Origin of the sequence: Niallia endozanthoxylica (assembly GCF_008710145.1) — a bacterium.
Classification (GTDB): Bacteria; Bacillota; Bacilli; order Bacillales; family Cytobacillaceae; genus Bacillus_BD; species Bacillus_BD endozanthoxylica.
Genome location: NZ_VYKL01000048.1, coordinates 22,459 through 46,034, shown reverse-complemented (window position 1 = coordinate 46,034; position 23,576 = coordinate 22,459). Strand labels below are relative to the sequence as shown.

The 23,576-nt window shown below is 37.0% G+C and carries 19 protein-coding genes; 17 read left to right on the top strand and 2 right to left on the bottom strand.

Annotated elements, in window-relative coordinates:
* Window positions 1-653 precede the first annotated feature (653 nt).
* Window positions 654-1,466, bottom strand: coding sequence for a glycerophosphodiester phosphodiesterase (locus tag F4V44_RS24540; protein WP_191090848.1), 813 nt, complete (start codon window positions 1,464-1,466; stop codon window positions 654-656).
* Between the two features lie 150 nt (window positions 1,467-1,616).
* On the opposite strand from F4V44_RS24540, the gene F4V44_RS24535 reads away from it, so the two are divergent.
* From F4V44_RS24535 to F4V44_RS24520, 4 genes are all read left to right on the top strand, one after another.
* The gene (locus F4V44_RS24535; RefSeq protein ID WP_223882027.1) at window positions 1,617-1,922 is read left to right on the top strand and encodes an isochorismatase family protein; all 306 of its coding nucleotides are present in this window, start codon (window positions 1,617-1,619) and stop codon (window positions 1,920-1,922) included.
* 229 nt (window positions 1,923-2,151) lie between these two features.
* Entirely contained in the window at window positions 2,152-3,504 is a 1,353-nt protein-coding gene (locus F4V44_RS24530; RefSeq protein ID WP_150442639.1) for an S-layer homology domain-containing protein, read from the top strand.
* Window positions 3,505-3,779: 275 nt separating this feature from the next.
* Complete coding sequence (locus tag F4V44_RS24525; RefSeq protein WP_150442638.1) at window positions 3,780-4,295, top strand: CBO0543 family protein; 516 nt, start codon at window positions 3,780-3,782, stop codon at window positions 4,293-4,295.
* Between the two features lie 92 nt (window positions 4,296-4,387).
* The gene (locus F4V44_RS24520; protein ID WP_150442637.1) at window positions 4,388-4,945 is read left to right on the top strand and encodes a CBO0543 family protein; all 558 of its coding nucleotides are present in this window, start codon (window positions 4,388-4,390) and stop codon (window positions 4,943-4,945) included.
* Between the two features lie 248 nt (window positions 4,946-5,193).
* On the opposite strand, the gene F4V44_RS24515 is transcribed toward F4V44_RS24520, so the two are convergent.
* Window positions 5,194-6,489 (bottom strand): C40 family peptidase, encoded by a 1,296-nt coding sequence (locus F4V44_RS24515; protein WP_191090847.1) that lies wholly within the window; start codon window positions 6,487-6,489, stop codon window positions 5,194-5,196.
* Window positions 6,490-6,735: 246 nt separating this feature from the next.
* Between F4V44_RS24515 and F4V44_RS27650 the strand changes: the two genes are divergently transcribed.
* From F4V44_RS27650 to F4V44_RS24450, 13 genes are all read left to right on the top strand, one after another.
* On the top strand, window positions 6,736-6,885 hold the full coding sequence (locus F4V44_RS27650; protein WP_191090846.1) for a hypothetical protein: 150 nt from the start codon (window positions 6,736-6,738) through the stop codon (window positions 6,883-6,885).
* Window positions 6,886-7,564: 679 nt separating this feature from the next.
* On the top strand, window positions 7,565-9,556 hold the full coding sequence (locus F4V44_RS24505) for a penicillin-binding transpeptidase domain-containing protein (protein WP_150442636.1): 1,992 nt from the start codon (window positions 7,565-7,567) through the stop codon (window positions 9,554-9,556).
* Window positions 9,557-10,067: 511 nt separating this feature from the next.
* Window positions 10,068-10,937: a UTP--glucose-1-phosphate uridylyltransferase GalU gene (gene galU, locus F4V44_RS24500; RefSeq protein WP_150442635.1), complete on the top strand. Its 870-nt coding sequence runs from the start codon at window positions 10,068-10,070 to the stop codon at window positions 10,935-10,937.
* A 491-nt stretch (window positions 10,938-11,428) separates the two neighbouring features.
* Window positions 11,429-12,196: a tyrosine-protein phosphatase gene (locus F4V44_RS24495; RefSeq protein WP_150442634.1), complete on the top strand. Its 768-nt coding sequence runs from the start codon at window positions 11,429-11,431 to the stop codon at window positions 12,194-12,196.
* A gap of 574 nt (window positions 12,197-12,770) precedes the next feature.
* Window positions 12,771-14,597: a nucleoside-diphosphate sugar epimerase/dehydratase gene (locus F4V44_RS24490; protein ID WP_150442633.1), complete on the top strand. Its 1,827-nt coding sequence runs from the start codon at window positions 12,771-12,773 to the stop codon at window positions 14,595-14,597.
* A 246-nt stretch (window positions 14,598-14,843) separates the two neighbouring features.
* Window positions 14,844-16,070 (top strand): DegT/DnrJ/EryC1/StrS family aminotransferase, encoded by a 1,227-nt coding sequence (locus F4V44_RS24485; RefSeq protein WP_150442632.1) that lies wholly within the window; start codon window positions 14,844-14,846, stop codon window positions 16,068-16,070.
* A 1-nt stretch (window position 16,071) separates the two neighbouring features.
* Window positions 16,072-16,689, top strand: a complete 618-nt coding sequence (locus F4V44_RS24480; protein WP_150442631.1) for a sugar transferase — start codon at window positions 16,072-16,074, stop codon at window positions 16,687-16,689.
* Window positions 16,682-17,869 (top strand): ATP-grasp domain-containing protein, encoded by a 1,188-nt coding sequence (locus F4V44_RS24475; RefSeq protein ID WP_150442630.1) that lies wholly within the window; start codon window positions 16,682-16,684, stop codon window positions 17,867-17,869. Before F4V44_RS24480 ends, F4V44_RS24475 begins: the two co-directional genes overlap by 8 nt.
* A 5-nt stretch (window positions 17,870-17,874) precedes the next feature.
* On the top strand, window positions 17,875-19,074 hold the full coding sequence (locus F4V44_RS24470; protein ID WP_150442629.1) for an ATP-grasp domain-containing protein: 1,200 nt from the start codon (window positions 17,875-17,877) through the stop codon (window positions 19,072-19,074).
* Window positions 19,075-19,222: 148 nt separating this feature from the next.
* Window positions 19,223-19,963, top strand: coding sequence for a xenobiotic acyltransferase family protein (locus F4V44_RS24465; protein WP_150442628.1), 741 nt, complete (start codon window positions 19,223-19,225; stop codon window positions 19,961-19,963).
* 93 nt (window positions 19,964-20,056) lie between these two features.
* Entirely contained in the window at window positions 20,057-21,289 is a 1,233-nt protein-coding gene (locus tag F4V44_RS24460) for a glycosyltransferase (RefSeq protein ID WP_150442627.1), read from the top strand.
* A gap of 118 nt (window positions 21,290-21,407) precedes the next feature.
* Complete coding sequence (locus F4V44_RS24455; RefSeq protein WP_150442626.1) at window positions 21,408-22,718, top strand: nucleotide sugar dehydrogenase; 1,311 nt, start codon at window positions 21,408-21,410, stop codon at window positions 22,716-22,718.
* 33 nt (window positions 22,719-22,751) lie between these two features.
* Entirely contained in the window at window positions 22,752-23,576 is an 825-nt protein-coding gene (locus tag F4V44_RS24450) for a glycosyltransferase family 2 protein (protein ID WP_150442625.1), read from the top strand.

Genomic DNA, 23,576 nt, shown 5'->3' with positions numbered 1-23,576 from the left:
GTTCTGATTATATGATTCTACCATCGATAATCTAGAAATCGCATATTTAATTAAAAAAAGCCCAATCCACAAACAGCTGACTTCCAGCTGCCCACGGATTGGGCTTTTTATATGAAGGAAGTGCTGGCCGTTATGGTTAGCTGAATCACTGTACCTGTCCCTATGTCCCGCTCTCACTCTCTTCCATGCAACAGACGAAAGAATCTTTAATTTATATGTCGATATTATCGATACAATCCAAACCATCCCACTAGACCGCAAAGAAATAGAGGCCAATCTAAGGTCCGTCAGAGACAATCAAGGCGTAACAAAGGACTTCGCCCAGTCAGGTTACTCTATCAGAATATATAGACCAGGTTCTGACGCTAATGTACTCTTGTTAGAATGGAAAGCGATTGAATAAGAAATAAGAGGCTGGCTTTGTTCGAGCAGTTGGAGGAGTAAAAAAGAAATCGAATAACATCCTAATCAGTAAAAAATACTGAATGAAAAACAATGAAATGTACTGCGTTACTGTCCCTGTTCTTAGGCCTAGTCGTGTGTAAAAAGACAAAATCCCGCCCATTCACAATGAACGGACGAGATTTTGTCTTTTTCTTATAGTCCCATTAAGCAGGGAATCCTTGTCTTATAGATGAATGCTAGCCATAAAATTAAGGGACAATCACATCTGTTTCAATCAATCGAGGATGAATGCTTTTCGCTTTTGCATAGGTTTCAGCAGTGTTGACGGAGTATACATGGAGTTTAAGGCCTGCTTTTCTAATCTTTTTGGCCGTTTCTGCATCGACATTTTTAATAGATGTGGTGTAAATGGCGTTATCGTATTGTTTTAATTCTTCAATATCAGCATCTACATTCTTCAATGCATTTCCAAGGAAGGTCACCGTTGCTTCTGGGTACCATTCGTTAAATTGATTTCGAATATCATCATTGCTTAGAACAAAGAATGAATGATTCAATACTTTGGCCTCTTCAGCTTCTTCCATAATATCATCTACAAATTCCTTATCATGCCAGTCACCTTTTGAACCATCAAAATTGATGCCAATCTTGTATTTATGAGCTTCATCTAGCACTTCCTCAAGTGTAGGTACTTTATAATCTGTTACATTTCCTGCTTTATCTTCAATAGCAAAACGTTGAATTTCTTCTAAGGTTAAGTTTTTAACCTCTCCAGTGCCTGTAGTCGTGCGGTCAACCGTTTTGTCATGCATTAATATGTATTGGCCGTCCTTTGTTCTTTGGACATCAATTTCAACAAAGCCATATCCTAATAGCCCAGCCTGAGTGATTGCCTCTAATGTGTTTTCAGGAGCGGCCACTTGTGCACCGCGGTGAGCACTCAACTCCGTTTTACTGCTTTTCAACCAGTTATCATTTGGGGCTGCACTGGCAGCACCTGCAAACAAAGAAGTTGCCAATACAAACGGCACACTTAATGACAGGATTGTTTTCTTCTTCAATGTTCTCCACTTCCTATTCATTCGTATTTGATATACTTTAAAAATACATAAACAATGTAAATAGCCTATTAATCCATTGTTAATTTATAAGAAAATTTTGTTGTTTTTTCAGGTCTAAGGTAAAACGTGTGAAGCTTTTAGGAAGAGAGTATGATTCAAGAAAAAGGGATGGGACACAGGACCTGTCCCTATGTCACGGAAACGTTAATTATAACAGGTACTGTTACCAACATGTGTTGTGAGTCAACGGCGAGAGATGCTCAATTTAGGGACTATAATGTCATTTTTGTATCAGATGCCAACGGTACAATGGATCACCCTGATTTAGGAGCAGGAGCTATGACAGCAGAAGAGGTTCAAAAGGCTACACTTACTAGTTTGTCTCTTTGTATTGCTGAAATTGCTTCAACACAACAAGTGATTGATAAATTAGAAAGTTCAAATGTAATAGTTTGATTAAAAGGTTATAAGCTAGTTCCTAGCATAAGGAACTAGCTTTAGTTGTCAACTAATACCCAATTAAGTAAAAGAGATCGTCATTGGCGGTCTCTTTTCTTACGTTTAGTCAAGCAGTTTTCTTAAGAAATTAAATTGCTTTTTCATAAAACATTAGGGGTCATAATTGAATGAAAGATAAATAGGATGGAAGGATTCCTGTATAATAAGAATCATAGGAGGGGGTCATTTGAAAAAGTACTTTATATTGATAACGTTAATGTTAATAGTGGGAATGTTTGCTCCAGTCGTAGGACAAGCAGCTGGATTCAAAGATGTATCAAGTAACTACAGGTTTTATGATGAGATCTTGTATTTGTCAGAAGAGGGAGTTATTTCTGGATTTAAGGATGGGAGTTTCAATCCAGATAGTGTGGTTACCCGTGCGCAAGCAGCCATAATGATTGGCCGGGCTTTAGATTTAAATGGAGACCCCAAAAATACAAGATTTAAAGATGTTCCATCCACCGTAACCGGATCAGGTTATATTGCTTCAGCTGTTGAAAAAGGTATTATTACTGGTTTCTCTGACGACACTTACCGGCCAAGTGATCCTGTAACTCGTGGACAAATGGCAATATTTTTAAACAGAGCCTTTATACTAACTCATAGTCTAACAAACACGTATAAAGATGTTTCGCCAAATATGAAGGCGTATCAATCTATTTTAAACGTTTACGCAAGTGGGATTACAAATGGATATACGGATGACACTTATCGTCCTGACCTTGCTGTTACTCGTGGTCAGTTTTCTGCATTTATGGCACGTGCGCTAGAGCCTTCATTTAGAAGTTTGCCAGCGCTGACTATCGAATCCATTTCGGAATGGGAAAGAGATTCTTCTATCATAGAGGTGGATATTGATAAAGAATGGGTCATTCACTTTAATGACGAACTAGACTCGAGAAGCCTTTATGACAATATTTATGTTGTCCGTGAAAGAGACAATGAACGAATAAACATTACTGAGCCCTGGGATGATAAAAAATCGGTAAAACTCCGTTTAGGAGAATTATATGATTTTAATGAGACTTACTATTTATATATTACTAAAGATGTGAAATCTATAAATGGAACCCATTTAGCGGAGCCTTTGAAATTAAAATTTCAAACAAGAGAATCTGAATTTAACGTTAAAAAGACGATCGAACAGGATGGAATACAATTTGAAATCATGATAGATCAGTCGGATGAGAAGGTGTATACAAAAGTAAAAGCAACCAATATAAGTAGTGAAACCATTCCATATATAAGTGGTCATGGGTGTGATCCAGGAATGTCTGCGGATCTTTTCGCTGAAAGTGAAGCTGAGCAAGTAAAAGTAGGTAGTAAATGGGTTACTGTAATGGCCTGTCCTCAAATGGTTAACCAGTATTTTCTTGATCCCGGTGAATCAATTGAAATGCTAGAAGTGCTATATCCACCAACTCGGCCATTAAATCATAATTATTATATAAAAGTAACATTCAAAAAGGGAATAATTAGAGGTAATTCTTTTGCGACCTCAGTAGAAATTCCTATAGCTATACAAGAATTTGAGTGAAAGCTAGAATGTTAGATAAATTTAAAGTCGATTCCTTAACTTGAGAGGATCGGCTTTTTATGTTCTCAAAAAGATATAACCGACTGTAACAGTCTTATAAGGTTTCATAACTTAAGAGTTATGGAATGTTTACTTGTTCAACAGGCAGAATAGTGCAAAAAAGAAACATAGTTGACTGCTAACTAGCTTATCAAAATGAAATAGTTTGATTCCTTTACATGATTTTACAGTAAAAAGTGAAAACTGTTATTAAAACACGTGAAAGGGTATGTTTAATGCACGTCACTATTGCGATTCTAACTCTTATGGCTTCCTTTAGGTGGGGAAACTGGAAAAACTGGAGGGAGCACCATGCCAGTATGTTTTTTATCGCTACGGGCGGTTTGTTGTATGAATATATTGTAAAAGAAAACACCTTATGGAAGTTCCATCCTGATTTTCTTTATGGTCATGAAATGGTTGTGATTGTTTATGCTCTAATTACGATGCCTGTTAGTATCTTTTTATTTCTTTCCCATTTTCCTGAAAGGTGGTTTCAAAGACTTAAATACATATTGCTTTGGTCTGGAATTTACATTTCTGTTGAGTGGATATTGTATGTGTTCGGAAGAATCTCCTATCAGAATGGCTGGACATTTTGGTATTCTTTTTTATTTGATATTGCCATGTTTTCAGTCATTGCACTGCATCAATATAAACCATTCAGAGCTTATATCCTTTCTTTATTTATCATCATCTTCTTAATATCTTACTTTGATGTTCCTTTTAAGTTCATTAATGATACTCGTTGAATAACCAGTTCAGGTGAAGCATGGCAAGAAAGTTAAGATCCTTACATAAGTCCTTTTTTGCGGACGCATACTGGAATAAAAAAGGCAGCGACATGGATAAATTTCAAGAAATAGAAAAGCATTATGAGCATTTACGGCAGTTGTGGCTGGATTACTGGATTCAAGAAGTGGTTTTTACTTATCAGTGGTGGATCATAGTTTTTGTGTTGATTATCCCTATTTTTATATGGTGGAGATTGGTGGATAAAACTCGGATTATAGAAATAAGCATAGTTGGACTAATTGTATCTAATATTGCTTTTATATTAGACCAAATTGGTTCATCACTAGGTTATTGGACTTATCCATATACTTTAACATATTTAGAAAGAGACATGTGGGCAGTTGCTGATTTTTCTATTTTTCCCTTTTTTTATATGATGATTTATCAATGGTTTCCTAAATGGGAAACATACATATTAGGAATTATAATATTTGCATTATTTTCTGCATTTGTCGGGGAGACTCTTTTCCAATGGCTGGGTATTTATGTCATGTTAAATTGGAAACATATTTACTCTTTCCTAGGTTATATTTTATTGGGATTGTTTGTGAAAGTCGTACTGCAAAGGTTAAAAACGCTTCAGGCTGTTTTCAAAAGCAAAGAATAATATTCTTAGTTAGATTAAAGGGGGACTAGAGTTCAATAAGTTCTAGCCTTCTTCAGCAGCCGCAGATCTTCAATAATCGGGCGCTTTCCTATAAGGAAGGGGCTTTTTATAAAGGGAATGATCATCATGTATTATCCATCCTTTGTTACTGGATATTTCACTTACTCATTTTATCACAAAAAATAAAAAGCCCCATCCACAAACAGCTGACTTCCAGCTGCCCACGGATTGGGCTTTTTACGTATATATTAGTAGAATCGTTTAAAACTATCAAAATGCTTTTTCCAATAGACATTATCTAAACTTGTAATATCGACACCGTTTGAGCCGGCGTGGATAAACTCATTATTCCCGAGGTAAATCCCTAAATGGGAGATTCCTTTAATATATGTATCCTTGAAAAAGACCAAATCGCCAACCTGCGGTGAACTGACGTCAAACGAGCGGTCGTAATAACCTGCGGCAGATAGGCGTGTGATTGATTCACCTGCTTGGTTGAAGACATAATATATAAAACCACTGCAGTCAAAGCCTGCTGGCGTTTTGCCGCCAAACACATACGGTGTGCCGATCAACTTGGTCGCATGTTGAAGCACCTGTGCAATCGTTGGATTAGCTGTTTCCGCAACGCTTGTTTGCTTATCTTGGTTGTTGTTCGTGACTGGCTGCACATTGGCGCTGGCGGTTCCGCTTATCTTCAACGTTTGCCCAGGAAAAATCAAATCAGATGATAACCCGTTCAATGCCTTTAACTGCGTAACATTCAAGCCGACTTGTAATGCAATCTTAGCTAATGTATCCCCGCTTTTAATCACATATTCAGACGTTCCTGCATTAGTTGGTGTAGAGGATGAATGTGTAGGCGCTGCCACAGGCGGTGCACTCACACTAGGGCTAGAACCTCCTACACTCAACACCTGGCCTGGATGAATGAGAGACCCCGAGATCCCGTTCCAGCTTTTCAGCTCAGCGAGTGAAACGCCATATCGGTTGGCAATCTTTATCAGCGTATCCCCGGCTGCAACAGTATAAGTCGATCCGGAAGCTGCTGGTGCTGAAGATGGTGCAGACGTTCCAGTAGACGCACTTCCTGCAGGTACCTTTAATACTTGACCAGAATAAATCAAATCACCAGAGATTCCATTCAGGGCGCGCAGTTCAGCGAGTGTAATGCCATGCTGAAAGGCAATCTTACTTAACGTATCTCCAGCTGCAACCGTATAAGAAGCAGAAGCTGTATTCACAGCAGGTGCTGGAGCGGGCGCAGGAGTGGAAGCAGCCGGCGTTACTGCAGTATCTGTTGCCGCCGTTTCAGTACTTGCAATTTGGAGCTTCTGATTCACATAAATCTGGTTGGATGTCAATCCGTTTAATTGCTTTAATTGATCAACAGTCGTACCGTGTTTTTTAGCGATGCTAAAAAGGGTGTCCCCCTTTTGGACTGTGTAGGAACTGGCTAACGCTGTCGACGAAAACGCGGTCGACAGGAAGGCAGCAGTGGCAAGAGTAGCAACCATTTTTTCCATATTGACATATACCCCCAAAAATCACATAATTTAATCTTATTCTACCATATTAGACTTGTGAGATAATAGATATTTTGATAGGAATTGTCAAATTATTAGGTAATTAGTAAGATATTAGAATATTTTGAAACATATTGCCAAACTTCTAGATAATGAGTATGATAGACACATACGTGTATTTAACACATATTACCTATAACTAGACAAATAACGAGCTTAGATACCCAATAGGGAACAAATGAATATGAAGAAAGGTTGAGAGGATTGAAAGAGCAAAAGTCAGAGCAAATGCAGCTATTTAAAAACCTGCTGCAAAAAATGTATGAAAAGGGAGAAACTGACGAAAGAGTCTCCACAAAAGAACTTCTGCAGGCCATGGAAGGCGACTTGCGCATGATCTTTTCACAAAAATAATCTAATATATATACACAATCTCAAGAGACTGACTGGAAAAGGCTCGCTTCAAGGCCGGCAACAGATTGTCTCTTTTTTTATTACTGGCAGTGTGAAAAAGTATGCGCTCATGGCCGGGGTGGGTCATTCTGAAAGCAGAAGCGGAAATCAATCAAGCTTATAGGCGCCTGAACTAAGGTGATTGTCTCCTTTTGGGTCACCTATCGCGCTTATTGATGCCCGAAAAGCGGAGGTACTCTCTTTTTTGGGCACTTATCAAGCGTATTGATGCCCGAAAAGCGGAGATACTCTCTTGTTCGGGCACTTATCAAGCGTATTGATGTCCGAAAAGCGGAGATACTCTCTTGTTCGGGCACTTATCAAGCGTATTGATGCCCGAAAAGCGGAGGTACTCTCTTGTTCGGGCACTTATCAAGCGTATTGATGCCCGAAAAGTGGGGGTTCTCTCCTTTTCGGGCACCTATCAAGCCTATTGACGTCCGAAAAGTGAAGGTACTCTCTTTTTCGAGCACCCATGAAGCTTATCAACAACCGAGTTTGGCTGTAAATCAACCAAACTCAGTCCGAATACAAAACCCATCCAGACAGAGCAAGCAAAGTTCCCGCAAACCATCAATCAATCCTATAACTAAAATCCACCCCTAGTGGTACACTAAACCCAAGGAGGCGATCCAAAACAATGAAAAAGCTCTACTACGCATTTATACTAATTATGCTATTAATCCTCACTGCCTGCAACAAAGCACCAGAGCCGGCAGACACTATGACACAATACATAAACCTTTGGAATAAGCAGAAATTCGCTAGCATGTATGAGCTCCTCTCAACACAAGCACAAAAGTCGATCAGCAAAGAAGACTTCGTCAATCGCTATGAAAAATACTACAAAGACCTGGAAATCGCAGAGCTCAAAGCAACATTCAAAAAACCAGAAAACGAAGAAAAACCGAAAGAAGACAAAGTGACCTATCCTTTCTCCGCCAGCATGAACAGCATCGCCGGAGAAATCGCATTCGACCATCAAGCCACACTCATCAAAGAAGAAAAAAACAACGAGGAAAGATGGACCATCGACTGGAATACAACCTACATCTTCCCTGACCTTGAAGAAGGGGCGAAAATCAGTCTATCAACCGTCACAGCCAAGCGCGGCGAAATCATCGACCGCACAGGTCAAGGGCTCGCAGTCAACGGCCAGGTGTATGAAGTCGGCATCGTTCCAGCTGAAATGGGCGAACAAAAGGAAGAAATCATTACCCAGCTCTCCACCCAGCTTGGCATCACTACCGAAAAAATCAACAATGCCCTGAACGCATCATGGGTAAAGCCGGAGTATTTCGTCCCGATTAAGAAGCTTCCGCTGGAGGAACGTGAGCTTGCGGCCAGCCTAACAACCATTCCATCCGTCAACACGAAACAGGTCGCCGCACGGGTCTACCCGATGAAGGAAGCGGCCGCCCATCTCATCGGCTATGTTGGACCCATCACCGCAGAGGAGCTGGAGAAACGAGAAGGAAAAGGCTACACTGCCAATGATTCTATCGGAAAAAGAGGCCTCGAGCAGGTACTTGATGAAAGGCTCAAAGGTGAAAATGGCGTCACCATCAAAATAAATAAAGCGGATGGAACTGAAACCGTTCTTGCAGAAAAAGAAGTCAAGGACGGAGAAAATGTGCAGCTGACGATTGACGCAGCACTTCAAACAAAATTATTCGGGCAGCTTGCTGATCAAGCCGGAACCGCTGCGGCCCTCCATCCAAAAACAGGCGAAACACTGGGCTTAGTCAGCTCGCCAAGCTTTGACCCGAACCTGTTGTCATTAGGAGCGACAGCCGAGCAATGGACGGCACTGCAGGACAATCCGCTCAAACCCCTGCTGAACCGTTTCAGTGCCACCTATGCACCGGGCTCGGTCATCAAACCGCTGACAGCAGCAATAGGTCTCAAAGAAGGAACGCTTGATCCTGCGGCTGCCATCCAAGTGACAGGTCTCCAGTGGCAGAAGGATTCTTCCTGGGGAAACTATTATGTCACAAGAGTCACCGACCCGGGAACGTCGGTAGATTTGGAAAAATCCCTGCTCTACTCGGATAATATTTATTATGCCCAGGCTGCCCTTGCCCTTGGAAAGGACAAGCTGGCAGACGGCCTGAAGGGATTTGGCTTTGAAGAAGAGATAGAATACCTCTTCCCGCTCCAACCATCAAAGACAGGCCCGATGGACAGAGACATCCTTTTGGCTGATTCCGGCTATGGACAGGCACAGGTGGAGATGAACATCCTCCATCTCGCGGCAACCTACACACCGTTCATCAATAGCGGCAAGCTGATTAAACCGACCTTATTGATTCAGAACGAGCTCGGCAAAGCGTGGAAGCAGAACGTCATCAGTGAAGAACAGGCAGCCCACATCCATGCTATCCTGCAGAAAGTCGTTAATGACCCGCGGGGCACAGCGCATAGAGCCTATATACCAGGAATGCCTCTAGCAGGAAAAACCGGCACCGCTGAGCTGAAAGCAAAACAAGGAGAAAAAGGCACCGAAAACGGCTGGTTTGTCGCCTACAATACGGAAAATCCATCCCTCCTCATTGCCATGATGGTCGAAGGAGTTCAGGAAACAGGTTCATCAGTAGTCGTGGAAAAAGTGCGGAACATTTTTGCACAATAAAATCGTTGAGTTGGAAAGTTGGATAGTTATTAGTTGGCTAGGGGTTAGTTGGACAGGAAGTGCTTTTTCAGCCTTTCCTAACCAACTATCCCACCAACCAACAAACCAACTATATATAATAGAAGGAAAGCGTTTTCTAAATCTAGAATCATTGAAAAAATAGTTGATTAGGGGTTAGTTGGGCAGGAAGTGCCTTTCCTGCTCTTCCTACCCAACCATCCCACCAACCAACAAACCAACTATATATAATAGAAGGAAAGCGTTTTCTAAATCTAGAATCATTGAAAAGATAGTTGATTAGGGGTTAGTTGGATAGGAAGTGCCTTTCCCGCTTTTCCTACCCAACTTTCCAACCAACCAACTACCCAACCACTATGAAATAAACGTCAGTTTAAAAAAGAAAAATATAAGAAACCAATCAAGCCATCATGTCCCCTAAGAAGAATAAAACATGATACCATTAATAAGATAAATAAAAGCATGAAAATAAATAATCCAAGGGGAGATGAGTTTGAAAAAGGTACGTAAAGCGATTATCCCGGCAGCGGGACTCGGCACTCGATTCTTGCCGGCGACCAAAGCGATGCCGAAAGAAATGCTCCCGATTGTCGATAAGCCGACGATTCAGTACATTGTCGAGGAGGCCATACAGTCAGGCATCGAAGATATTATTATCGTAACAGGGAAAGGAAAACGCTCGATTGAGGATCATTTTGACCATGCGGTGGAGCTTGAGCAAAACCTCATCAGCAAGGAAAAATACGAGCTGTTAGAAGAAGTCCGCAATATCGCCAATATGGTTGATATCCATTATATCCGCCAAAAGGAACCAAAGGGACTTGGCCATGCGGTTTGGTGTGCGCGGAATTTCATCGGCGATGAGCCGTTTGCGGTACTGCTCGGAGATGACATCGTACAGGCCGAAACACCATGCTTGAAGCAGTTGATGATTCAGCATGACAAAACCCTTTCTTCTGTCATCGGCGTCCAGAAGGTTCCTGAAAGTGAAACACATCGTTACGGAATCATTGATCCCGTGGAAAGCTTCGGACACAGCTATCAGGTCCGAAACTTTGTGGAGAAACCCTTGCAAGGAACGGCGCCGTCCAATCTGGCCATCATCGGCAGATATATCTTTACACCGGAAATCTTTATGTTTCTAGATAAGCAGGAGGTCGGATCAGGCGGTGAAATCCAGCTGACCGATGCTATCCAGCAACTGAATCAAATTCAGCGTGTGTTTGCCTATGAATTTGAAGGCCAGCGCTATGATGTGGGAGAAAAGCTTGGCTTTATTGAAACAACGATTGAATTTGCCTTGCAGCACGAGGATTTGCGGGAAGATTTGCTGAAATTTATGGCAAAGAAGCTAGATCAATAGGATAAATGGGCTTAAGAAAAGGCAGTTGGAGCGGATCTCCACTGTCTTTTTTCCTAACCTCTCCCAGTTTTCTGCCATGTAATAAATACCAAATAGTAATTTTCCCTTCACAGAAGAGCAAAAAGATAGTTTAATTAGTAGTGTTCTAGTTGGTATTTCGCATAAAACATCAAATCTTAATACAATACAACAAAATTCGACAAGCAATATCATGTATTCATGATATGATAGGTTTGTTTTTGAAAAATCAATAGAAATAATTTTAATAGATAGTAGGAAAAAAGATATAACATTTATATAAAAAAGGATTCTTTTTATAGTGATTTCGTTGTAGAATAAGAACTATTCAGACAATTATCAACAAATTAATTGTTTTTTTATTAAAAGATGCATTTGAAATCATTGTTTTTATAAAAGGTTTCAAATTTATAAATTTTTAGTCTATTTATTTTTTCTATATTTACATATTCAAATATTAGGGGGTGTGAAGGGTGATTGATATCCATTGTCACATACTGCCGGGAGTCGATGATGGCGCACAAACCATTGAAGATTCGATCATAATGGCAAAAGAAGCGGTTCAAGAGGGAATACGAACAATCATTGCTACTCCACATCATCAAAACCATCAATACATCAATGAAAAACACTCCATCTTAGAAAAAGTTTCCGATTTAAATGAACAACTGGTAAAAGCAGAGGTCCCACTTAAGATTCTACCTGGGCAGGAAAACCGCCTATATGGAGAGATTCTTGAGGATTACCTAGCCGGCGGCAAGATTCTTCCATTAGCAGAAAGCTCCTATTTGTTTATTGAATTTCCTTCAGGTCATGTACCGCGTTATGCAGAACGGCTTTTGTTCGAAATTCAAACAGAAGGACTCATTCCAATCATTGTTCACCCAGAACGAAATCAAGAACTGATAGAGAATCCGGATATGCTGTACAAGTTTGTGAAAAACGGCGCATTAACACAGGTCACAGCAGGCAGTGTTTGCGGTTATTTCGGCAAAAAGATTAAAAAGTTCTCCCATCAGTTGATTGAAGCCAATCTTACTCATTTTATTGCTTCCGATGCTCATAATGTAACGAGCCGAGGGTTTAAGATGGCAGAGGCATTTGCTGAGGTAGAGAAGAGTTACGGAAATGATATGGTTTATATGTTGAAGGAAAATGCGGAGTTGCTTGTTAAAAATCAGCGTGTGAATAAAGAGATTCCTGAAAAAGTCGTGAGGAAGAAGTTTTTGGGGATTTTTTAATAGCAAACCTTGTAGCTTTGCAAAGAGCAGGATGGCGGAAATAACATCAAATGATTTTCTTGTTATGGGTATTCTATGCACTTCAGTAAGTTAAAGCATCTGAGTAGCACTTATCGATGAAAAGAATTATAATTATCCTTTCTCTTTATCCTGCTCGTTTTTTGTGTTTATTTAGTTGAATATTTTAATATCTCAGTGTAGTTATGAGAATGGGCAAATGAAAACCATTGGTTTTTTGAGGTTAAACATCATAATCGTTGACATTGTTATTCTGGGCATAGTAAATAACTAGAATAAACAAACGAATAGCATTTGGCGATGTCTCCTGTCCGTTATCCATGGAGGCACTCGGTTGCGCTGTGGGGCTTTTGTAGCGAGTCCTTAGACACTGGTTGTCGGGAGCGTGATGTGAGGGTGGGTTAGATGCCTATTTTAATTATAGTCTATTTTTTTAGTTGGTTAGTAGTATCGCAATATTAATTAGAATTTAATGAGAGGACATGTTTGTGAATGTGTATTGTCATTAAATACTAATAGTCACATCTAAAAATAAAGTAAAAAGAAGGGATTGCTGGTGAGTTATAAAAAACGAGTGCCATTGTTAATTGTCTTGGATTCATTGATTGTTTTAACTGCAATCTTTATTGGTTATTACGTTTTACATCCTTACATGAATGTGTACACGATGCCGATGCTCTGGATCAGTGCGATTACATTATTATGCAGCCATCATTTATTTGCTTCTGTTTATCGTCTGTACCAGAAAGCATGGGAGTATGCGAGTGTAGGAGAGTTAAAGGCGATTGTTAAAGCTGTTACGTTTTCTATTGCTTTGACAGCTATTGTTCAGCTAGTAGGCTATCAAAATGTTTATGTACGAGTGCTGGGGATTACCTGGATGCTGCACGTAATTTTAATCGGAGGATCTAGGTTTTCATGGCGTGTGTTACGAGACCACTTTATTGCACCGAATCCAAATAAGGAAAAAACATTGATTGTTGGTGCGGGTTCTGCAGGAACAATGGTTGCACGACAATTATTGAAAAGTAATGAAGCAGACCTTTATCCAGTGGCATTTGTTGACGATGATGAAAACAAGCAAAAGCTGCAAATTTATGGAGTAGAAGTAAAAGGCAATTCTAGTGATATTCCTAGAATTGTGGAACAATGTAAAATCAGTCATATTGTTATTGCAATTCCTTCATTAAGTAAGCAGGAAATGAAGAATATTTATGATGGATGTGCAAAAACGAAGGCGAAAACAAAGATTATTCCCATGATTGAAGATTTAATGACAGGAAAGGTTTCTGTCAGCCAAATCAGAGATGTTGAAGTAGAAGACTTGCTTGGCCGTGAGCCAATTGAATTGGATATGAACAGTATCTCTGATAAATTAACAGGAAAAACCGTTCTTGTAACGGGTGCTGGTGGATCAATTGGTTCGGAAATTTGCCGGCAGATTTCACGCTTTTCACCATCAAAGCTCCTTCTTTTAGGGCATGGTGAAAATAGTATTTATACGATTGATATGGAATTGCGTAAGAAATATAGTAATGAATTTGAAATCATTCCTATAATTGCTGATATTCAAGATCGTAATAGAATTTTTGATATCATGGCGCAATACAAACCGGATGTTGTCTACCATGCGGCAGCACATAAGCATGTGCCATTAATGGAGTACAATCCAACTGAAGCGGTAAAGAATAATATTTTTGGTACTCGTAATGTGGCTGAAGCAGCAGATGCAATGGGTGTGAAGAATTTTGTCTTAATTTCAACAGATAAGGCCGTGAATCCTCCAAACATCATGGGTTCAACAAAGCGGTTTGCTGAGATGATTATTCAAAACTTAGCGAAAGAAAGTAAAACAAAGTTTGTCGCGGTACGATTCGGAAATGTACTTGGAAGTCGCGGCAGCGTCATCCCATTATTTAAAAAGCAAATTCAGGCAGGAGGCCCTATAACAGTTACACACCCTGATATTACAAGATATTTTATGACAATTCCAGAAGCATCAAGACTTGTCATCCAAGCAGGTGCGTTGGCTCGCGGCGGCGAGGTATTTGTATTAGATATGGGAGAGCCAGTTAAGATTGTGGATCTTGCAAAGAATCTTATTACACTTTCTGGATATTCAGTAGAAGAAATTGGGATTGAATATTCTGGATTACGCCCTGGTGAAAAAATGTATGAAGAGTTGTTGAATGATAATGAAGTTCAGAAGGAGCAGGTGTTTCCGAAGATTTTTATTGGGAAGGCAGAGCCGATGGAGAAGAACGAGTTATATTCGGTTATTGGAACACTTCCTGATATGGATGCTGTTGAGTTGAAGGAAACGCTTGTGGGGATTGCTAATACGAAGTTTAGTGAGAAAAAGATATTGGTTGGTAGTATGTGATTATTTAGGGTGTGGGTGGATACTTACGGTATTCATTTACATCCTTCTGTTTTGTTGTTTTAAGTAGAGATAGGGAACTCATTTCCTATTGATTGGTCAACGGTTATAGAAGTAATATGATGTTGTATTTAGTGAATTAGTAGTTGGTTGAATTGGTTAATATCTAAAATGCAATTAAGTACTAAGTTACTAGATAAATATATTTATTGAATAAACCTAAACTAGTATAAAGTGAGGAAAATGTAAATGATTGATTCAAAAGTAAGAAATATACCATTCTCTCCACCAGATATTACAGATGCGGAGATTGAGGAAGTTATAAAAGCAATGAAGTCTGGTTGGATTACTACTGGACCAAGAACAAAGGAGTTTGAAAAAAGAATTGCTGAGTATGTGGGTACTAATAAAGCTGTTTGTTTAAATTCTGCAACAGCAGCTATGGAGCTTACTCTGCGTATTTTAGGTGTTGGACCCGGTGACGAGGTTATTACATCAGCCTATACCTATACAGCATCTGCCTCAGTTATTGATCATGTAGGGGCAAAGATTGTTCTTGTTGATACAGCTCCAGATTCTTTTGAAATGGATTATGCAAAACTTGCCGATGCGATTACAGAGAAGACAAAATCTATTATTGCTGTTGATATTGCAGGAAAAATGTGTGATTACGAAACAATCTACGAAATAGTAGAAAGCAAGAAAGAACTATTTAAAGCAAATAATGAACTTCAAAAGGTATTTGACAGAGTGATAGTAATGACTGATGCAGCTCATGCTTTTGGGGCGAAAAGAAAGGGAGAGCAGTGCGGGCAAGTTGCTGATTTTACATGTTTCTCCTTTCATGCGGTAAAGAATTTGACAACGGCTGAAGGTGGGGCTGTTGTTTGGCGTAATGACCAAGGAATTGATGATGAGTGGCTCTATAAACAATACATGTTATACAGTCTACATGGTCAGTCTAAAGATGCACTTGCTAAAACTCAAAAAGGTGCATGGGAATATGATATTGTTTACCCAGCCTATAAGTGTAATATGACGGATATTATGGCAAGCATTGGTTTAATTCAGTTAGATAGATACGAAGGTTTGTTGGAAAGACGTAGAGAGATTATTGAGATGTATGATAAAGCGCTTTTGCCAATTGGTATTCAAAGTTTGCAGCATTATGGTAGGGATTTTTCTTCCTCAGGTCATCTTTATTTAGCTAGGATAACTGGATTTGGGGAAGAAGAGAGAAATGAAGTTATTGTTAAGATGGCTGAAGCTGGCGTTGCTTGTAATGTTCACTATAAGCCATTGCCTATGTTTACGGCTTATAGGAATTTAGGCTTTGATATTAGGGATTATCCTAATGCTTTTAAAATGTATAGGAATGAGATTACACTTCCGCTTCATACTTTGATGAGTGATGAGGATGTGGAGTATGTATGCAAGAATGTAATCGAAAATATTGGGATTGTAAGAGGTTGTTAAAATGTATAAAATGGGTATAAAACGGATATTCGACATTGTTTTTTCTATATTACTTCTGCCCTTTCTGATTATTATTGTAGTTGTTGTTTCACCACTTATCTATTTTGGAGACTTTGGTACGATCTTTTATGTTTCAGATAGACGAGGATTGCATGGGGAAATATATAAAATGTACAAGTTTCGAACAATGAAAATGAATTCTCCCGACTATAGAAATTCTGATGGGTCCACATATAATTCAAATGGAGATGACAGATTAACAAAGGTTGGAAAGCTCTTAAGGAAAACAAGTATTGATGAGTTACCTCAATTATTTAATGTTTTAAAAGGGGATATGAGTTTTATTGGACCTCGACCTACTTTAACTGGAAAAGGCTTAGAGGAATATAATGAAAATATGAAAAAAAGAATTAAAGTACGCCCAGGTTTAACTGGTTATAGTCAAGCCTATTATAGAAATTCAATTAATCAAGAAGAAAAATATCAATATGATGCTTTTTATGCAGAGAACTTGTCTTTTGTACTAGATCTTAAAGTCTTAATAAAAACAATAGTTACTATTCTAAAAAGAGAAAATGTGTATAATAAAAATTCCGCTAAGGGGTTAAATAATGAGTAAGAAACTATTAGTTATTGGTGCTTCAATTTTACAATTGCCTGCTATTAAAAGGGCAAAAGAGAAAGGTTTCATAGTTGCAGTTGTTGATATGAATCCTAAAGCAATAGGAATTAAGTATGCTGATAAGTTTTATAATATAAGTACTCTTGATAAAGAGAAGGTATATAGTGCTGCTAGAGATTTTTCTGCGGATGGGGTAATGACTTTGGCTACTGATATGCCTGTAAGAAGTGTAGCTTATGCAACAAATAAACTTAACCTTCCAGGAATATCTTTTGATACAGCATGTAAATCAACAGATAAAGGAGAAATGATTAAGACTTTTAAAGAACAGGGTGTAGCATCTCCATGGTTTTATATTATTAATGATTATAATATGTTGAAAAAATATATAAAAGAAATTAGATACCCTTGCATAATTAAGCCGGTAGATAATGCTGGAAGCCGTGGGGTAATGTTAGCTAATGACGAGCATGAATTGTTAAAAGCATATCCATATAGTTTGCAATGTTCACGAAATGGAAAGGTGATTATTGAAGAATTTATGCAAGGACCTGAAGTAAGTGTAGAAACTATGACAATAGATGGGGAGACTACGGTTTTAAATATTACAGATAAGCTAACTACTGGTTCACCTCATTTTGTGGAAATGGGACATTCACAACCTTCAATATTGTCGGAGTACGATAAAATCAAAATAACTGAATTGGCTAAACAGGCAGTTAATGCTATAGGTATAAATATTGGTCCGGCGCATGTTGAGATTATTTTAACAGCAGAAGGTCCCAAATTAGTTGAATTAGGAGCCCGGATGGGTGGTGATTGTATCACAACTCATTTGGTACCTTTATCTACTGGCATTGATATGGTCGGGTTAACGATCGATTTATTAACAGGTCAAAAAGTTAATCTGAATTCAATAATAAATCTGGGAAGTGCTATTAGATTTATATCAGCTTCAAGTGGAATAATTGAAAAAATAGATGGGTTGGAAGAAGTTAGAAAAATAAATGGTGTTAAAGAAGTTTGTCTTATGAAACATGTTGGAGAAAAAGTAACTGATATTAATAGTAGCTTAGATAGAGTAGGCTATGTAATAGCCCAAGGTAAAACAGCTATTGAAGCTATGGATATATGTGAAGAAGCATTAAGTAAAATTAATATTTTAACTAAGGAGTAAGTATTATGGAAACTAACAAAAAAAAATTGATGGTATTAGGTTCTAGCTATTCTCAGGTACCTCTAATAAAAGCAGCAAAAGAGCTAGGTTATAAAACGGTGGTAGCTACATTACCTGGAGATAATCCAGGGATAAAAGAAGCGGATGAAGTCTTTTATGGAGATTTGAGAAATCCAGATGAAATTTTGGCTGGAGCACAGCAAAATAAGATTGATGGTATAGCCACATGCTGTATGGATACAGGTATTAAATCTTTAGGATATGTTTGTGACAAAATGCAATTAAAGGGAATCTCAGAGAAGGCAGGAATTATTTCTTCAAATAAAGCAGATATGAAGGATATATTTGAAAAATCTGGGGTAAGTACAGCAAAATTTCGAAAAGTATCTTCAAAAGAAGAATTAGAAAATGTAATAAACGATTTACAATTACCGTTAATAGTTAAGGCTGTTGATTTGCAGGGGAGTTTAGGGATATATATCGCTAGAACAAAGGATGAGGTACGTCATTCATATGAAAAAACTATGAGTTTAACAAAGGAACACTTTTGCATTGTGGAAGAGTTTATAGAAGGCAATGAATTTGGTGCACAGGCCTTTATTTACGAGGGAGAGATTATATATGTCCTTCTTCATAACGATATGACATATTCAAGTAGTACGGCTATTCCAGTTGGACACTCTATGCCATTTGAAGGGGATAAAAGTATTGAAAAGATAGCTATTGAACAATCAAAGCTGGCAATAAAAGCAATAGGACTTGATAATTGTGCTGTAAATATCGATTTAATAGAAAAGGATGGAAAAGTATATATTATAGAATTGACTGGAAGAATTGGTGCTACATGTCTTCCTGAACTTGTTAGTATATATTATGGTATAGATATATATAAGATGATTGTTTTAATGGCTATGGGGGAGAACCCTAAAAGTGTTTTTGAAAATCGAAATGCAGAAACTACACCTTGCCTTGCACAATTATTGATATCTGAAAAAAGTGGTACTGTAAAAGATCTTATTAATAAGAATAAAATAGATGATAATATAGTTGATATATCTTTCAATATTAATAAAGGCTCAGAAGTCGAAAAGTTTACTAATGGATCTAACAGAATTGGGCAAGTTATTCTAAAAGGTACTACTCTAAATGAGTGTAAGTCACTTCTTAAATCTGTAGAAGAAAATATTACAGTAGTATTTGAATAGTAATATATTACTATTCAAATAAACCCTGTTAAATTAATCTGAATAATTAATGATGTGAATATAAAGCTTTGTCAGCATTATTAAACAGCGGTGATTATTGAAATATTTACTAATAACTGTTTAATTAATGGAATAAAGGAGAAGCGATATGAGCCAACAAAAAAACGGTTATGTCGATGAAAGTGCTTTTATAAAAGATGTGACTTTTGAATCTTCTTGTAAAATATATAAAGGTACGAGAGTCATCAACTCCAATTTAGGAGAACATGTAGCAATAAATGACTTTACCGTGGTACAAAATAGTGAATTGTGTGAAAGAAATACCATTCAACGTAATAATTCAATTTATAATTCGAAAATAGGTAGATATACTTATACTGGAAGAAATACACATATTTGGAATGCTGAGATTGGAGCATTTAACTCTATATCTTGGAATGTTGGTATTGGTGGAGCAAATCATGATTATGAAAAAGTTACGACTCATGCTTTCCTATACTCAAAGGATTTTGAAATTATAAAAGAGGCTCCTTTATATGATAGGTTTCAAGAACCTTGTATCATTGGAAATGATGTATGGATTGGTTGTAATGCAGTTATATGTCGGGATGTTATAGTTGGTGATGGAGCAGTAATAGCAGCTGGAGCAGTAGTTACAAAGAATGTTGAACCATATACTATTGTTGCAGGAGTTCCTGCTAGAACTCTAAAAAAAAGGTTTCCAGATGAAATTATTCAAGAACTACAAAAATGTAAGTGGTGGAAATTAGGTCCGGATATTTTAAGTAATAATTTAGATTTATTCAATACCAAACCCACAAAAGCAGTATTAAAAAGGATAAAAGAAATTTGTATTGAGAATAACGTATATTATTCTGAAGGTAAATGATCCTCAATAAATATAAAAGAACTAGTGTCTAATTTTAAAAGTAATTAACAAGTCATTTAATAAAAGTTATATTTGTATATTTGGAGGAAAACGATGAAGGTATGGATTGTAAGTGATGGTGAACCTTTACCAGTTGATGGTGAAAATACGAGATTAAGAAGAATGGGAAATTTGGCGAATTATTTAAGTGATAAAGGTCACACAGTTACTTGGTTTGCCAAAACATTTGATCATCATAAGAAAAAACAGCGTGCTGATAAAGATGTTAAAATAAGCGTACGACCAAACTATACCTTAAATCTATCATACGTGGAAGGTTATAAAAAAAATGTATCAATTGGCAGATTATTATCTCGATATAAAACTGCAGAGAGAATCAACTCCAAATTCTTTGAAACTGAAAAGCCAGATATTATTATAGCAACAATGGCCCATGTGGATTTAACTAATTATGCTTGTGAGTATGGATTAAAATATGATGTACCTGTTGTGGTAGACGTCCGTGACTTATGGCCGGCCTTTATTGGGGATATGGTTAAACCGATAATGAGAAAAATACTTATTCCCTATATTAAATACCATGAATTAAAACTATCTAAAATGATGAAAAAGGCTTATGCAATAATAGGATTGTCAGATTATTTCTTAGAATATGGACTTAAGTATGCTAAAAGAGCAAGAAAGACTGAGGATACTGTAATTCCAATAGGCTATCCTAATTATGATTACACCAATTTCAGAGGTAGAATAAATGGTTATTGGAATGGTCTCAATGATAATGATTTTATAATTGCATGTACTGGGACATTCAGTCAACAATTTGATTATTCATCAGTAATTGAGGCAAGCAGATTATTAGAAGGTCAAGATGATATTAAATTTGTATTATGTGGAACTGGCGTTCAGTTTGATTCCATCAAGAATAGGGTTGGAGCGAATGTTATAATGCCTGGTTGGGTAGAAAAGGAGCAAATTTCATCTTTATTAATTAATTCAAAGGTAGGACTAATTCCTTATATAGATGGGATAAATTATCGGGGAAATACGCCAAATAAATTTGGAGAATACCTTTCTGCAAATTTACCAATACTTGTAAGTGTTACTGGTTCAATGGAAAAACTACTTAAGGAAAACAAATGTGGATATTTTTATTCAAACGGAAAAGATTTGGCAGAAAAAATACTTGACTACAGAAATAATAGTCAAAAGCAAAGGGCAGATTCAAAAAATTCAAGAACTTTATATGAAAGAATGTTTAATGGTGATAAGGTTACAGTTGAGCTTGCTGATTATTTGTTGAAAACAGCAAAAACATATAAGAAATAATATTGTTTCTTGTCCGCTTAAATTATTGATACGCTATGCCCTGAGATATTCGAACAGTTTTATAAATACAACGGTAAGAGCCTGGGGAAATAGATTTCAGATAGGAGAATAGGTTGTTATGAACTTTGATTTATTTAAAGAAAAAAACCCGAAAATTTCTGTGATTGGATTAGGCTATGTAGGTTTGCCTTTAGCTATCGAATTTGCTAAAAAGTTTGAAGTAATTGGTTTTGATATCAATAGTAGAAAGCTTGATAAATATTTATCTGGAATCGATGTTACAGATGAAGTAGGTGATGACGCAATAAAAAATACAACAATGATATTTACAAATGAGGAAGAGAAGTTAAGAGATTGTAAATTTCATGTTGTAGCAGTACCTACTCCAATTAATAGTGATAAGACACCAGACTTAACCCCAATAATTGGTGCAAGTAAAACTGTGGCTAAAAACCTTACAAAAGGATCCATAGTAGTTTTTGAATCCACGGTCTACCCCGGAACAACTGAAGAAGTTTGTATTCCTATTCTTGAGCAAGAATCTGGTTTGAAATTTGGTATTGATTTTAAAGTTGGTTATTCTCCTGAGAGAATTAATCCAGGAGATAAGGTAAATACATTAACTAAGATAACTAAAGTTGTATCTGGCTCAGATACAGAAGCCTTAGAAGTAATTTCAAAGGTTTATGAGACTATTATTGAAGCTGGTGTTCATAAAGCTGATTCTATTAAAGTTGCAGAGGCTTCCAAAGTTATAGAAAACTCACAACGGGATATTAATATAGCATTTATGAATGAGCTTTCAATGGTTTTCAATAAAATGGGAATAGATACTCAGGCTGTTTTAGACGCAGCTGGAACTAAGTGGAACTTTCTTAATTTTTCCCCTGGATTAGTCGGTGGTCACTGTATAGGAGTAGATCCATACTACTTTACCTATAAGGCTGAACAGTTAGGATATCATTCACAAATTATCCTTTCAGGTAGAAAAATTAATGATGATATGGGTTTATATGTTGCCCAAAACGTAATAAAAAGTTTAATTAAAGCAGAGCAACCAATAAAAGGTTCAAGAGTAGCAATTATGGGAGTAACCTTTAAAGAAAATTGTTCTGATGTAAGAAATACAAAGATAATAGACATCATAAATGAATTAGAGGAATTTGGAATTGAGGTTTTGGTTCATGACCCCGTGGCGAATAAGGAGGAAGTCTGGGAGGAGTATCGAATAAATCTTGTCGATATAGACGCTATTAAAGATTTAAATGCTGTAGTAATCGCAGTTAAACATGATGTTTTTAGAGATAATTACGATTTAAACTATTTTGATAAAGTTTATGCTGATAATAATAAGGTATTAATTGATATTAAGGGTATGCTCCGCAGAAAAGAATGTGTAGATAAAGGATATATATACTGGAGTTTATAGGACCCTTTTAACAAGATTTAAGAGGTGGGACATTTGCAGGACGACAAATATGATTTTATATTCATAGTACTAACATATAGAAATACTAAAGACTTATCAGATTTTATTATTACTACAAAAAATAATGTTAAAAATAGTTACAAAATAATAGTAGTAAATAGTTATTATGATGAGGAAAGTTGTAAAGCATTTAATAGGATTGCGAATGAAAATGAATGTGACTTTTTAAATGTTGAAAATAAAGGATATGGCTATGGAAATAATCGTGGTATTGAATTTGCGAAAAAAAAATATGACTTTAATTACTTAATTATAAGTAACCCAGATATTGAAATAAATAGTTTATCCATATCAGATTTAGTTGGAACAGAGGATTATATAATTGCTCCCAAGATTACTACACTTAATGGAAAAAATCAAAATCCATATTATTATTCTAAAATTGAGCTTTTTGAATGGTTGATATATTTTTATTATAAAAGTGGTAATAGGTTAGCTTTGTATGTATCACTTATTCTAAATAAGTTGTATAGAGAATTGAATCTTTTTATAGATTGGTTATTAAGGTTAAAAAGGAGAAAAATCTACGCAGCTCATGGAAGTTTTTTAATCATAGGACATAGTGCTTTGGAGAAATTAGGTAGTTTATATGATGAAAAAATGTTCCTCTTTTGTGAGGAAAATCATCTTGCTAGGCTAGCAAATAGTAAACATGTAAAGACATATATGATTCCATCAATTTCTGTATTGCATAAAGAGGACGGGAGTGTTGGTTTAGAAAAAAATAAATCTGTAAACCCAGCCAAAGAATCATATATAGTTTACTATGAAAATTGGAAGAGAAGCAGCAATAATTAA